Consider the following 14,107-nt stretch of genomic DNA (forward strand, 5'->3'; position numbering starts at 1 on the left):
GTGCCACCGAGTCTCTGGCGGCGGTGATACCTCCGCAACGGGCTTCCGATGGAGTTTTGCGATTGGGACCGGGGACACGGGGTAGTCACGGTATACGCCTCGCGCGCACCGACGCGCCATAGTTCCACATGCTCTCGACGCCCGACGCAGTGCGTGGCGACAACACACAGCAAGTGGGTACGATCATGAAACTCATGAAAACCAAAACAAAAGTTGAGGTTGCCGCAGCGGTCGGCGCCGGATACCTACTGGGGCGCACACACCAGTTGAAGATGGCAATGAAGATCGCTGGAGCGGGCGGACAGTCCCCCAAGGGACCTGAGAATCTGCTCGCACAGGGATCCGAGTTCCTCGCCTCGTCTCCGGTGATCGCAGAACTCGGCGACTCGGTTCGCGGCGACCTACTCGACACGACGGCCGCCACGGCCGAGGCCACCAGCGAGCACGCAGACTCGTTCCGTGACCGCCTCCGGTCGCGCGGCTCGCACGTCGTGGCCGGCAGCGGGCACCTGGTCACCGGGGTGAAGAGAATCGGCCGTCGCGGGCACGCCAACCCGCGGGACGCCGAGGACTCCACCGTCGACGAGGAACCGGACCACGGAAAAGACGAGGACGGACAATTCGACGCCCCGACGAACGCCGAACCCGTCACGCCTGCGCGGCGGGCGACCCGGGGACGCTCGAGCACGGGAACAACTTCGTCTCACGCGGTCCAAGAAGAACAACAGCCGAAGCCACGCAAACGGCGCAAACCACGGATCGCGACACCCAGCGACTCGGCGGAGGAGTCCCGGGACGAATCCGCACCGAAAGCACGACCGGACACAACCGCACACAGGAAGGGAAGGGGCAAGGCGCACAAGCCTCCGACGGACGTACGAGACGAGGAGAAACCGCACAACGCGACCACGGGCGAGGACGAAACCCGACCACAGCCGTCCAGTGGCTGGGCACATCTGCGGCGGATGACGCACATCCGCTCGACGATTCGTGAGCAGTCGCCGTCGACCGCAACCACACCGAAAGGTGATCGGTAGCGGAAACGGGATCGGCGTAGCTGCGGAAATCAACCTCATGGGGCGGCAGGCATAGTCGCGCACCCGGGCGCGGGCATGCTCAATCGCCTCACGCGGTCGCATCCGCACGAGAAAGCTGCCCCCGACCATGGTTGGTCACGAGGTTCGAGCGCTTTGCCGGGGCCCGCACCGGCGCGGACGCAGCCAGCGACGAACTCGCCACCAAAAGCCGGATCTCGCTACCGCCCAAGCGCAGGCAACGGCGGCCCGGGAACGAGCCGACTCGCCGCGGCACGCAGCGCCAGCTCGACCGTCTCAGACAACGGACGGAAGTGAGCGTTGACGGGCGTCTACCAATTTCTAGGGCGAGCAGTAACTGACGGTCGCGAACATCCGCTTCGTTAGCTGTTACCGGGTCCAAGCGACAAGGCGAAACGGGCTGAGCGCCGTTCTGCGGTCGCAGGGCCTTTTTGGCCTTGGTCAAAAGCGGCGGGGTCCGCGCTTCTCTGAGTGTCAGGCCAGCCGACCTGGACCGATATCGTGAGTCGGTGGATCCATCACAGACGCGGGCGAAGCGCCAGACGGCGCGCACGACGCGGAGGCGCCGAACCAGTCATTAGGCTCCAGACACGGGAAAATGCCAAATAGTCTGGAAGACAGTCGATCCCACAATGCCGATAAATAGGTTACGTCAACGAGTAAGTTGGTTATTCGCAGGGCTCGGTACCACCGTATACACGCCGCCGTCGGACACCGCCAGGGGGAAAGATTCACCCCTGTGGGGCCTAGCTGTCTCCGGTGACCCGCGGAACACTCATCGGTGACCCGCATATTTCGTCGCAGGAGTAATTCGTGGACCAGCTCTGGCACATCATCCTCGCCTGGATCGCCGCCATGGCGACCTGGATTATCACCACAGTCGCCCTGCTCCTCGTCCTGCCGGACCCCGCGTTCACCCACCCGGCGGCGAGCATCGGCACCATGGTGTGGGCCGTGGCGGTCGGGATCGGTGTCTACCTGCGGCTACACCGGAGCATCCGTGCCGACGACGGCACCGGCACCCACACCCATCCCGAAGCCCGAACCCCCACACCCGGGCACACCCGCCTGGCGCGACGCCGCCGACACCTCCTCCAGTCGATCGGGCTCGGCGCCGCACTCCTGGCCGCCGTCGTCATCGGCTACGCCATCGCCCTCACACAGGGGCACACCCCCGGACTCGGCGATGCCGCCCTCCCCTTGCTGCTTATCTGGTACCTGTGCTGGGCCGCCCACCAAGTCCGCACCATCGACCACTTCCCCACGACCGTGCACCCACCACAACACCGCACCCCTTAAAATCAATCCCTACCGCCCGCAGGGACGGATCTCCGCCGCCGACAACCCCCGCCGCCGCGACGCCGGTGCAACGGGGACTGTCCGGTAATCGGTTGATCTGAGTCTGGCCGACACGCCGAGCTTTGCTTGGCGGAAAGGCGGAATCATGACCGAGACACTCGATCCTATGGATCAGACGAAGACCGATCACCAGAAGTTGGCGCAGCAACTGCTGGCGCAGGCCAAGGCTGACGGCGTGGAACTGGTCGGACCGAACGGACTACTCAACCAACTCACCGCGAACGTGCTCGAGACCGCTCTCGAGGCAGAGATGGAAGAGCACCTCGGCTACGAAAACACCAGGCCGAAGGTTAGGAATGGAGGGAATTCCCGCAACGGCAGACGAGCGAAAACGGTGCTGACGGAGATCGGACCGGTCGAAATCCAAGTACCCCGTGATACCGATGCCTCGTTCGATCCCCAGATCGTCAAGAAACGACAGAGACGGCTCACCGGTGTCGACAAAATCATCTTGTCCCTCTCATCGAAAGGCCTCACCACAGGCGAGATCGCCGCCCATTTCGATGACGTCTTCCCCCGCAAGCGGGAGGTGCCCCCAGGCGCCTCGGTGTCGAAGGAGACGATCAGCAAGATTCCCCCAAGCACTTCGTGCAGGGAGGTACCCCCACCGACAAAGTCCTCGCGGAGATGGCCGAATGGTCCATCCGGCCCCTGGATCCGGTGTACCCGATGATCTTCATCGACGCCATCCCTGTCAAGGTCCGGGACGGTCAGGTCACCAACCGGCCGATCTTCCCCCGCCGCACGCGGGAGGTACCCCCAGCCGCGATCGGCGTCACCGTGAACGGGGAACGCGACATCCTGGGACTAAGAGCGTGTCTCATGTGGATGAAGTGGCGTGTGGGGCATAATGTGACGCGTGTTAGATGGGTTGTCACTGCGGTTGGTGCCGGATGCGTTGTGGGAGATCGTCGAACCGTTGATTCCGCGATTCGCCGCACGGCCGCAGGGAGGTGGCAGTGCGCCGGTGGATGATCGGGCGGTGTTCACCGCGATCGTGTACGTGCTGACCAGTGGATGTGCGTGGCGGCATCTGCCGCCCTCGTTCGGGGTCACAGTTCCTACCGCGCACCGAAGATTTACCGTCTGGGCGGCGGCAGGGGTGTTCGAGAGACTGCACCGTGAGGTGCTCGACCGGCTCGGTAGCGCCGGTGAACTCGACTGGACGGCAGCGATCCTGGACGCCGCGAGCGTGCGGGCGAAAAAAGGGGATCGCTGACCGGGCCGAGTCCGGTCGATCGCGGCAAGAAGGGGTCGAAGATCCACGTCCTGTCCGAGTCGAATGGAATCCCGCTGGTCGTCGATGTGTCCGCGGCGAACACCCACGACAGCACCTTGCTGCAACCGATGGTCAGCGCGATCCCGGCGGTGAAGTCCCGACGTGGGCCGCGCCGTCGCAAACCCGGAAAGCTTCGCGCCGATAAGGGCTACGACTACGACAAGCACCGCCGGTGGCTGCGCGAAGAGGGCATTGTCCCGCGCATCGCTCGTCGCGGAATCGAGAGGAACGACCGGCTGGGCCGGTACCGGTGGAAGATCGAACGCACCATCGCCTGGCTCACCGGCTACCGACGCCTGACCATCCGCTATGAACGCCGCGCCGAGCACTTTGCCGGATTCCTCCATCTCGCGGCCGCGCTCACTTGCTTCAAGAAACTCCCCACATGAGACAACCTCTAAGGGCCGGTGACGGTGGTGAGGATGCGAAGTTCTGGCTCGCCGTCCTCACCGAGCTCAAGCATCGAGGTGTCGCCGATGTGTGCATTGTGGTGTGTGACGGACTGCAACGGCCTGCCGGACGCGATCACCGCGGTGTGGGATCGAACGATTGTCCAGACCTGTGTCATTCATCTGCTCCGCAACACGTTTCGGTACGCGTCCCGCAGATACTGGGAGGAGATGTCACGAGATCTACGACCGATCTATACCGCTGCAAACGAGGCTGCAGCGCGGGAGCGGTTCGACGAGTTCACCGGCAAGTGGGGCTCGCGGTATCCGGCGATCATCCGGCTCTGGCAGAACGCCTGGACGGAGTTCATTCCCTTCCTCGACTACCGACGTCGAGATCAGGCGTGTCATCTGCTCGACGGATGTAATCGAGAGCCTCAATGCCCGGTATCGGCGGGCGATCCGGGCACGCGGGCACTTCCCCGACGGACCAATCGGCTCTCAAGTGTCTGTATCTCGCGACCCGGGCGCTGGACCCGACCGGGAAGGTCAGAGCACGATGGGCAATGAGGTGGAAGCCGGCACTGAACGCATTCGCGATCACGTTCGAGGGCCGGCTCACCCCGAGTGAGAACTAAACCGATGTGCCAGATCCAGATCCACCGAATAACTGATAGTCCCGTGCAACGGGTTGAGTGCCTTCCTGCGGTCACCAGCGTCCGTTTTGGCCTACGTCATATCGGTAATCAACTAGTTTGATGGGCAGCCGTCAACGCGCGTCGGTGGTGGTTGGTGATCCTCGGGCCCGGCGGCAGAAAAGCTCAAGGCATCAAGCTGGCGCGGCGATCCAATGCCATGCCCCCTCTCGTTGCCGGCGCCGGATGTGACGTCTGCGGTCGTTCTCGGACATCCCGCCCCACGTTCCGTACGGTTCGGCAACGGTCAGGGCGTACTCGCGGCATTCGGTGAGCACCGGGCAGTCCTGGCAGACGCGTTTGGCGTGCGCTTCGCGCCGCGCCCGGTCCCGACCACGCTCCCCCCTCTGGAGAGAAGAACAACGACGACTCGACGTTCCGGCACGACCCCAGGATGCGCCAATCTCGACGATCACGGTCGACGGGCAGTCCGGTCCGTGGCGTATCTTCACGGCGGGAAGCCGGCACAGTGCTCGGCGCACGAGCGGATATACAAGTCATCGGATCGGTGTCACTCATCTCACTCACGGGTATTTGTGCGGCGGACCTGTCACCGCGGTAATCCTTTCGCAAACAACCTCCTTCACAATCAGTCCGGACGGTCTCTTCAAGTTCAGGTGCCCAGCCACAACCTTCGACGAGCGACGGTGATCATTTGCTCGACCAAGCGGCCGCAGCGGTCCCGGCGCGGTGACGTCGAGATACGCGACCAGTGCCCGACAGAACGCTGCGGCGTCCATCCCGAAATCGGTTCTGATCACCTCGGGAGGGCCGCCGCCGTGGGCGCACCGACGTGGGGCTCGGGCCGAGGTAGAAGTATCGCTCCGGCTGCGCGAGCTCGCGACCTCCTCTAGCGGGGGAGATGGGACATGAAACGGCTCCGAATATGCACATGGAGTGCGCACCTGAGAAGTTTAGAAGTACGGATGAGATGACTTGTGTCCTACTTCGCAACACTGGTTGCTCCATGAAGATGGTGTAGGAAACGGAGTCGGATCTGACCATCGTGTCGTAACCCAATAAAGGCGGCATCGCGTGACTCCTCGTGAGACCTACCAAATTCGCTCGAGGAAGACCACGCGATGGCCTCTGCCCACGTTATCGACCTGCACCAAATCCTGACCGATCGCCTCACCGACGCCAACCCTGATCTGATGCGGAGTTTGTTGTCCACGTTCATCGACGCGGGCGAGATCACCACCGAACACGGCCGGGTCGGTGAGCGGGTCGATCACCTTCGACCAGTGCCAGAACTCCACCGCCAGCCGTGGGTGAGAATTAACGGGCTCGGGTAACGTCCGAGGCCGGGCTAGCGCATGAAGTGCACCGGAACACCGACGACGCTCACCTGGCAGTGCTCGTAGGCGTTCCGCCTATCTGTGCACCACCGTGACATCCGCAACGGCGGGGATGCTCAGGCAAATTTCAATGTCTGGGACTGGAAGATGCAGGACCCGAACAGTGCGATTCGGAACTCATCGTTCACCGGAACAGAGAATCAGCTGCACTCGGGCGAAGTGGCGCCGGGGGGGATCTGTCACCGGGGATGTCTGCTTCGACAATCCTCAGGGCTCGCCTCCCGGCCAGTACGTCGTACTCAACGATCTTCGTTCGTCTTCTCCGCCGATCGAATTGGGTGGATCAATCAACGATGACGCTCCCCTTCTAATCCCGTGATTTCTCGAGGGCGACGTCCTGGTGATCACCCGGCTCGACCGGCTCGGACGATCGGTCGGTCCTCGCCGAGCTCCAGCGCGAGCTGATCGTGGCTAAAACCCGCGACGGGATGGCCGCGGCCCGCGCCCGCGGCCGCACGGGCGGCCGGCCCTCGAAGCTCAGCCCGGACCAGATAGAACTCGCTCAACGCCTCTACGACGCAGGCGAGCACACCGTCGCCCAGATCGCAGACATGCTGAAAGTGCCGCGCACCACGGTCTATGGGCATCTGAACACACGACGGGTCGATAGCGCACCGGTCACGCAGAAGAGCGCCGTGCTCGCGGCTCCCCCGGTCCGCTCGTCTCGGACGTGCCCGACCTGCGGATATGAGCCGACCACTCGCGCCGAGGCGACGCACCAACGTGCCGACCTCGCGAAGACGTGGCTCCACGCCGACCCCAATCGCCAGGGGGACGGTCATCAGCCGACACCACTGCCGGCAGTGTGAACCCGGGCAACCGGCATTCGACATCGCCTGCAGCGTCTGCGGCGACGGACCCATCCTCGCCGGCGCACTCGCCGAACAAGCGAAGAACGGCATCCTGACCGAGCCCGTTCGACGATGGCTCACAGCAGCGGAATGGACAGTCACCCCGGACCTCTTATGCCCGGGCCACACATACGCCGCGGACTGACCCGGGGCGACCACGAAGACCTACCTGCGCCGGGAAGATTCCCGGCGCGATAATCACCACGCGGATGAGGTGGCGCGCTACTCGGCTACACCCCCAACACCATGAACATCCACGCCACCCGCGCGGCAATCCCGATGGGCAGCTACCCCGCGATCAAGCATCCCAAATGGTAAAGCGTCTCCCCGCCCACGAGATCGACAGAACTGGATAAGTCCCTTATCCAGTCAACTGCTCTGCACCTTTGCCTGACTGCACCTTTCGTTGGACATCAACGCACGCATCGATGTCGGGCTGTCCCCCGTCCATCGACGAAAGGCCCGTCGGAACGCTCGCGTATCCGAAAATCCTAGTTCGTTGGACAACACCTCGAGGGGTCGACCATTCCGTAGTGCCTCGAGAGCTAATCCAGTCCTGTGCTCGTCGCGAATGCGGCGAAACGAGTTTCCCTCCGCCGCCAGAAGTCGGCGAAGGTGGGCTTCGCTAACGAACAGTGCCTGCGCGACCATCGCGCAGGAGACAGCCGACGTCCGTGAAGCGCGAATAATGTCCCGAACACGCGAACTGACAGTGCTGGAGCCGATGCCGTCCTCGGCCTCATTTAGACATACCGGCCCCCGGGCCATGGTGAGATCGCATGCTGGGAAGGCCGCACTGTTCGCCCTGGCCCCTACGTGGCGGCTGCGTTCGTCGCACAGCCCTGCATCGATCATCGGTCCTGATAGCCAGGTCCGGGCCCCAACGACGCGGTGGGGACAAGTGGCATCGACGTCGAGCATGGAGGTGTCGATTCAGTGCATAGCGACTGTGGCATCGGACGCCTTTCCGTGGTGGCAGTACCGCTGTGTTCCGCCAGCGCCGTTGTTCGGCGGGACACCTCGACTACTGGATCTTCCGACGAGGCATCACTCGTGGTCGTGTTCCAACGCATCCTGGCTGGCTGAGGCCATGGCATCCCTCGAGCACCTGCTGATCCGAGCAGTAGCGACGTGGTCCCCTTACTGGGTGAGCAGTGTTGTAGAGCGAAGGTGGGTACTTCCGATGAGCGCCGTCACGACGCCCTTCTGCCCAGAAACTTTGTCCCACCCAGCATGTTTTCGCAGCACTGGCGCATAGTGTCGAACTGCAACTGGCTGACGAGAAATGGGATGGGTTGGGCACCAAGCACCCGATAACCGCGCAGCGCTCATAGTTCGGCGCCGATCCGGTAACCCTCCGCAATGGCGTGACCGATCCGCCGCGGCGTGATGCAGTCGCCGATGACGCTAACCGTTTCATCAGGCTCGAGCCCAAGGGGCACCGGAACACGCGGTTGGTGCCAGACCACTAGTACCTCATCACACGCGACGTCGCCGGTACCGAAAACAGGACGCAAGAGGAACGGCGTTGCGGAATCGTTTGGGATCACCAGCGAGTGCGCCACCTTGAACTCCACCCCGGCGTCCCCGAGTCGACCGAGCAGCGGTCCCACGCTCTCAGCCGGCACGCGGGAGGCCAGCGCGGTCAGCGGGGTGACAAAGGTGACGTGCCAGCCCTGCTGCGCCAAGGCCTCGGCAGCGCTGTAAGCCGGCCAGAACCCGTCCCCCTCATCGAAGATAACTGCCCGTCTACTTCGTACCTCGGGCAAGCGGCCGAGCAGGACGTCGTCGACGGTCGCTGCGGGCCGTCCGTGCAACCCGCTTGGAAGCTGCGCCGGCCGAGAACCGGTAGCTACGACAATATGGTCCGCTACCGCACGAATTTCGTCGAGGTCGTCCGCGCCGATCCCCGCCGAAAGGTTGACATCGACCTTCAGCCGTCTGAGTTCGCGTTCCAGATAATCGACGATGTCTATCAACGTGGCACGGTGGGGTGAGGCCGCAGCCACTCGAACACTGCCTCCGAGGACGGTGTTCTCCTCGAACAGGGTGACGCGATGTCCACGGCCGGCGGCGACCCGTGCTGCTTCGAGGCCGGCGGGACCGCCCCCGACGACAAATACCTCCTTGGACCGCAGCGGCACGGTACCGACGTTCGGATGCCGGCCACGCCCGACTTCCGCGTTCACGGCGCAGTGCAGATGGGGGTCGAACGCCCGGCAGTCCTGATTGATACCCAGGCAGCCCCTGATCTCGTCCAGCCTGCCGGTCTCCGACTTGACCGGTAGATCAGGATCGGCGATCAGTGCCCGCGCCATTCCGACCATGTCGACATGACCTGATTTGATGGCATGGTCGGCGGTGGCCGCATCCCGAATACGTTGGCCGACAAGAGTCGGCACACCTGTCGCAGCCCGAATCTTCGAGGCCGATGGGATGGCAACCGCATCCTCATTCGTCGAGTCCTTCACATATTTGCCGCGAGTGCCGTGGGTGATACTGAAGTAGTCGATGCCCAGTTCGGTCAGATTCTCCGCTACTCGGACGCACTCGTCGATCCCCATCCCACCGACAATCTCTTCTTCGCCGCTGAGCCGCACTCCCAGGACGAACCCAACCGGCATGACCGACCGCATTGCCTCGATGACCAGCCGTGTGAACCGCATCCGGTTCTCGAATGAGCCACCGAAGTCATCGGTTCGCTGGTTGGTCAACGGCGACATGAACTGAGCGGGAAGATAGCCGTGTGCCGCATGGACTTCGACCCCGTCGGCGCCCGCCTTGACCAGATTCTGCGTCGAGACCCGCCACCCTTCGATGATGTCCTCGATTTCCGCGACGGACAGTTCGTGTGGCGGGTAGGCATCCCGCACAGTTCTGATCGGAGACGGCGCGGAAGGCGGCGCGTCCGACTCTCCACCGATGAATTCTCGTCCGAGGTGACACAATTGCCCCACAAAACGGGCGCCGTGGCGGTGGATCACCGCCACCTTCGCCGACGTCGCAGGCACGAACTCGTCACCGTAGGCCTCGACGAGTTTTCGCGAACGCAGAGTCGTCGTTCGGTGTACAACGGTGGCACCACCGATGATCAGCCCTACGCCGCCTGCGGCAAGACGCTCGAAATGCTCCGTATCCCCGTGAGTGGGAACACCGCGCTCAGCCATACTCGTCCCGGCAGGCAGTGCCACCAGGCGATTCTTGAGGCTGATTCCGCCGACCTCAAAAGGCGAGAATAGATGCGGGAACTCACTTACCATGATTCCTTCTTTCTTTGTGCACTGCCGCGCTGACGACCCCTGATGCACGAAGTAGATGATGGGGAGGTCAGTCGGTCACCAACAAGACCCGCGATGACGGTCTGGACTCGAGCGTGGTCGCCACCCGCTCACGTAGTTGTTTCTCCGGCTGCGTGAGTCGCTCGGTCTCCTGTGAGAAGTAGTCGGCCCAATCGCTGAACATGCAGTACTCGACGAAGATGTCCGGGAGTTCGGCAGACTGCGTCACCACGCATCGGAGTGCCCCGAGCCGAAGCCGTGAGTGCTGTACCGTCCGGATGCCGGCCAGGAAATTGGACCGGTTCGCGGGAGCGACCACGTAGGTCGTCTCGATGACCACGCGTCGCTCACCATAGTCACCGAAAGGCGCAGCCGGATTCTCGACCTCTGCAGGATCCGGCACAATGCCCTCGCTGGAAAAGATGCCACGCCGCAATACCCCGCCGGCAGACACGAACATGAGCACGGCCGCGGTGGCGACGGCAGGAACCAGGCCGACGACATCGGCCAGCACACCCCACAAGATCGCCCCGACCGCCTGACTCCCCTGGAACATCAACATGATGAACGCAATGACACGCGCCTTGATCCACGTCGGCACGACTTTGTGCGCCGCGATCATCCAGGTGCTCTGGACCCCCACCCAGGCTGCGCCGGCGACGACCATCAGTACCAGCATCAAATCGAATCGGGTGATGACTGTCATTCCGCCAAGTGCCAATGCATAGGCGGCCGAACCCAATGCGACATATCGATTCCACGTCATCCGGGCACGCAGTGGCATCAGCGCAATCGTGCCGACGACCGCTCCCACCCCGATGGCGCCCGACATCACACCGAACTCGAAGGTACTGGTGTGCAGACGGTCGTGGGCGACCAGCGGCAGGAGGGCCCAAAGACAGCTCGCGGGTATCCCGAAGATGGTCAACCGGACGAGCAACCGTCGCGTCCATCTGGAGTACCGGATGAAGCGCAAACCGCTCGACACCGCCCGGCCGAGAGGGCGACGTATCGAAGCGCTGCCCGCGGTAGCGGGGACCTGCCGGGCCGCGATCAGCGCGCACCCAGCAAACATCGCACCGGCGGATGAAAACGCCCAGGTGGAGCCCAAGCCGGCAAGGATCGCACCGCCGATCAACGGTCCGATAGCGCGCGCACCGTTGAACACGGCGCCATCGATGGCCGGGACGACGGCCATCATGTCCCTGCTGACGATGTGGGGCAACAGCGCTTGCCAGACGATGGCGACGACCGCAAGTCCCACTCCGGCGACGAAGACGCTGCCCATCAGTACAGCGACACCTACATGACCCAGAAAGTCCAGAACGGCCAGGCCGATCGATGCGGCGAGTAGCACCACCGACGTGACAACCAGGAGCCGACGATGACTGGTGTACTCGACGATTGCGCCGATCGGCACGGCAAAAAGGAAGAACGGCACACTGATTGCGAACTGGACCGCCGATACGGTGGTGGCGGATTCGCCCGCCTCGGTCAGGATCCATTGGGCCGCGAGAACCAGTATCCATATGCCTACGCTGGCACCGAGTTCCAGGAGCAAGAGCAGGCGTAGGCGCCGGATCCGCAAGGGAGCAAAGAACCCCATCTGCGACTCGCCCACCATACCCGCCTCCTCGCTCAATGCAATCCGCCTCGCTTTTGATATCTGGGGCAGGTCATCTCGTCGTATTGAGACGAGATGACCTGCACCGCAATCGGACCGGCATCGATTCGTGCGGGGTCGGGTGAAAACGAATATCTTGCCGCAACAACGGTCTCGACGACCGCTACACAATGGACTCCTTCACGGCGCCGACGATGGGCATTCAAGCGAACGCGAGCTCAGGGGTGCGGGCGATGAGGAGCCGGCGCACATTGCCGTTGTCGTCGATTTGAGCAGTCGCGTTGAATGATGCCTCGAATTCACCATCGCGGGTGGTGCGCCCGAGTACCAGTTCAACATCTCCGACCAGCGCGCCTTTGTCGATGTGGTGAACCAAGGTGCTCTTCTCCCGCTGGGCGAGGTACACGATCAGACCGGCACGGTCGCCCACGAATTCTGCTGCCTGGCCACGGCCCTTCGAGAACTGGACCGACATCTCGAAGTCGTCGGAAATCATGGTGAGTACCCGGTCCGGATCGTCGGAATCCATGTACTCGAACCATTGGGCGAGAATCGGGGTCGACAGCGCGGTATCGGTCATGGGTCAGTCTCTTTCGGAGGTCAGGGCGGTTGGCAGTAGCGAGAATTCGGAATCGAAAGACACCTGATAGCGGTCGATCAGACCATCAGGGCCGATGTGCATCACGCCGACGAAGAATCCCGTTGTGACGCCGTCATCGGTGACCGAACCGTGGGCGAACTGCAGATCATCCGCAATCGCAACCCGCTGGATGTGGTGCTTGCGCTCCACCGGGGGACGCCCCTGGAGGTAACCGAGCATGACCTCGCGCCCCTTGCCGTGCTTGATGCCGGTGGGTAGCACCATGGCGAACTCGACGTCCGGTGCCAGCATCGCGACGGCGTTTTCGATGTGCCCGCTGTCGACGGCGGCATAGTATTTCTCGATGTCACAGCTCATGAAATGAACTTAGTTCGGGAAACCCCTTCTTGTCGAGAGTTCGCCAGGTTAGTGTGGCTTCAAACCAAACTGAAGTCACGTCAATTGGAGCGTCATGCCCATCACCACCGCCATTGAGGCGCCCTGGCCTCGCTCGGAACCGTCCACACTGACCCCAGGCGTCGAGCAGACACAGCTTCGCGATGCGATTCGCGGCCTGCTCAACAGATGGAGCGGCATCGAGCAGGTCCGCGCCGCAGCCGAGACCGTGGTCGGTTACTCACCCGACCTCTGGCGACGACTGGTCGAGGACATGTCGATCACCGCGCTCGCCGTACCCGAAGACCGCGGCGGCCTGGGGTACGGCATGGTGGAGTTCGGGATCATCCTCGAGGAATGCGGTCGCAACCTGGTCTGCGAGCCCGTCTACACCTCGGCAGTCGTGGGCATGTCCGCTCTGCTCTCGGCAACCGCCGATGACATCTCCGACCTGCTCGGCAACGTCCTCGAGGGCACAACAATTGCCACTGCGACCTCACTGACACCGGAGACCGACGACGTCCACGCCAGCGAGGCCGGCAACGCGTGGACTCTCACCGGTATGGCGACCCACGTACTCGGTGGCGCCGGCGCCGATGTGGTCATCGTCTCCGCGAACACCACCTCCGGGCGTCGCTTGTTCGCCACGACTGCAGGCGATCACCTTGTGCCGTCCGAACGCGAGGTCATCGACCGGACCAGACGACAAGCGGATTTGACGTTGCGGCAGGCACCCGCGCTCGCACTGACCACCGCGGCCGACCACGACGAGATCTGCACACAGCTGCGGGATGTCGCGACGCTCGCGCTGGCTTGCGAGAACACCGGCATCGTCGACGCGCTGCTCGAGATGACCGTGCAGTACGTCCAGACCCGGCACCAGTTCGGCCGACCGATCGGATCATTTCAGGCAGTCAAGCATCGCCTCGCCGATGTCCTGATCGAGCTCGAGCGAGCGCGCTCGGCCTGTCGTTACGCCGCAGCCGTCTACGACGAGGACCCAGCCGCCGCCCGCCTGGCCATTGCTGTGGCCGGATCAGTCTGTACAGACGCCGCCATCCACGCGGCCGCCGAAACCGTCCAACTCCACGGTGGTGTCGGCTTCACGTGGGAGCACCCCGCCCACTCCTATTTCCGTCGCGCAATGGGAAACGAAGCTCTACAGGGTGATTCACGGGTGCACCGCGCCCGGATCGCATCCCTTCTCGGAATCTGAACTCAGTTCAGGTCAAGTATTGACGCG

11 protein-coding genes and 3 pseudogenes are annotated in these 14,107 nt (G+C 63.2%); 8 read left to right on the plus strand and 6 right to left on the minus strand.

Translation table 11 applies throughout. The features are described from left to right. Positions 1 to 185: 185 nt before the first annotated feature. From CBI38_RS21480 to CBI38_RS21500, 5 genes and pseudogenes are all read left to right on the plus strand, one after another. Positions 186 to 1,037, plus strand: coding sequence for a hypothetical protein (locus CBI38_RS21480; protein ID WP_230989910.1), 852 nt, complete (start codon positions 186 to 188; stop codon positions 1,035 to 1,037). 831 nt (positions 1,038 to 1,868) lie between these two features. After that, the gene (locus CBI38_RS21485; RefSeq protein ID WP_109332034.1) at positions 1,869 to 2,354 is read left to right on the plus strand and encodes a hypothetical protein; all 486 of its coding nucleotides are present in this window, start codon (positions 1,869 to 1,871) and stop codon (positions 2,352 to 2,354) included. Positions 2,355 to 2,499: 145 nt separating this feature from the next. Then, positions 2,500 to 3,230: pseudogene (locus CBI38_RS21490) on the plus strand (transposase); the annotation flags it as partial. A gap of 43 nt (positions 3,231 to 3,273) precedes the next feature. Next, positions 3,274 to 4,082 (plus strand): IS5 family transposase gene (locus tag CBI38_RS21495; RefSeq protein WP_230989911.1). Its coding sequence is split into 2 segments (ribosomal slippage): positions 3,274 to 3,631 and positions 3,631 to 4,082, totalling 810 coding nucleotides; the frame shifts between segments, so codons are not numbered across the junction. A 14-nt stretch (positions 4,083 to 4,096) separates the two neighbouring features. Further along, a pseudogene (locus tag CBI38_RS21500) lies at positions 4,097 to 4,720 on the plus strand (IS256 family transposase); the annotation flags it as partial. A 191-nt stretch (positions 4,721 to 4,911) separates the two neighbouring features. Here CBI38_RS21500 and CBI38_RS21505 read toward each other — a convergent pair. After that, positions 4,912 to 5,296 (minus strand): annotated as a pseudogene (locus tag CBI38_RS21505) (WhiB family transcriptional regulator). A gap of 563 nt (positions 5,297 to 5,859) precedes the next feature. On the opposite strand from CBI38_RS21505, the gene CBI38_RS40600 reads away from it, so the two are divergent. Together CBI38_RS40600 and CBI38_RS39200 are read left to right on the plus strand one after the other, a co-directional pair. Further along, positions 5,860 to 6,072 (plus strand): hypothetical protein, encoded by a 213-nt coding sequence (locus tag CBI38_RS40600; protein ID WP_204165008.1) that lies wholly within the window; start codon positions 5,860 to 5,862, stop codon positions 6,070 to 6,072. Between the two features lie 470 nt (positions 6,073 to 6,542). After that, a complete protein-coding gene (locus tag CBI38_RS39200; RefSeq protein WP_269467595.1) occupies positions 6,543 to 6,944 on the plus strand; it encodes a helix-turn-helix domain-containing protein in 402 nt (133 codons plus the stop codon). 411 nt (positions 6,945 to 7,355) lie between these two features. On the opposite strand, the gene CBI38_RS40605 is transcribed toward CBI38_RS39200, so the two are convergent. The 5 genes from CBI38_RS40605 to CBI38_RS21540 form a co-directional block, all read right to left on the minus strand. After that, complete coding sequence (locus CBI38_RS40605) at positions 7,356 to 7,907, minus strand: helix-turn-helix domain-containing protein (RefSeq protein WP_109332036.1); 552 nt, start codon at positions 7,905 to 7,907, stop codon at positions 7,356 to 7,358. A gap of 407 nt (positions 7,908 to 8,314) precedes the next feature. Beyond that, complete coding sequence (locus CBI38_RS21525; RefSeq protein ID WP_109332037.1) at positions 8,315 to 10,246, minus strand: oxidoreductase; 1,932 nt, start codon at positions 10,244 to 10,246, stop codon at positions 8,315 to 8,317. Between the two features lie 67 nt (positions 10,247 to 10,313). After that, positions 10,314 to 11,888: an MFS transporter gene (locus CBI38_RS21530; RefSeq protein ID WP_109332039.1), complete on the minus strand. Its 1,575-nt coding sequence runs from the start codon at positions 11,886 to 11,888 to the stop codon at positions 10,314 to 10,316. A 202-nt stretch (positions 11,889 to 12,090) separates the two neighbouring features. Continuing rightward, on the minus strand, positions 12,091 to 12,468 hold the full coding sequence (locus tag CBI38_RS21535) for a hypothetical protein (RefSeq protein WP_109332040.1): 378 nt from the start codon (positions 12,466 to 12,468) through the stop codon (positions 12,091 to 12,093). Between the two features lie 3 nt (positions 12,469 to 12,471). Beyond that, positions 12,472 to 12,846 carry a nuclear transport factor 2 family protein gene (locus CBI38_RS21540; protein WP_109332041.1) on the minus strand — a complete coding sequence of 125 codons (375 nt, stop codon included), beginning with the start codon at positions 12,844 to 12,846 and terminating at the stop codon, positions 12,472 to 12,474. A 94-nt stretch (positions 12,847 to 12,940) separates the two neighbouring features. Here CBI38_RS21540 and CBI38_RS21545 point away from each other — a divergent pair, with 94 nt between their 5' ends. Then, positions 12,941 to 14,080 carry an acyl-CoA dehydrogenase family protein gene (locus tag CBI38_RS21545; protein WP_109332042.1) on the plus strand — a complete coding sequence of 380 codons (1,140 nt, stop codon included), beginning with the start codon at positions 12,941 to 12,943 and terminating at the stop codon, positions 14,078 to 14,080. Positions 14,081 to 14,107: the final 27 nt, after the last annotated feature.

Origin of the sequence: Rhodococcus oxybenzonivorans, assembly GCF_003130705.1 — a bacterium.
Lineage (GTDB): Bacteria > Actinomycetota > Actinomycetes > Mycobacteriales > Mycobacteriaceae > Rhodococcus_F > Rhodococcus_F oxybenzonivorans.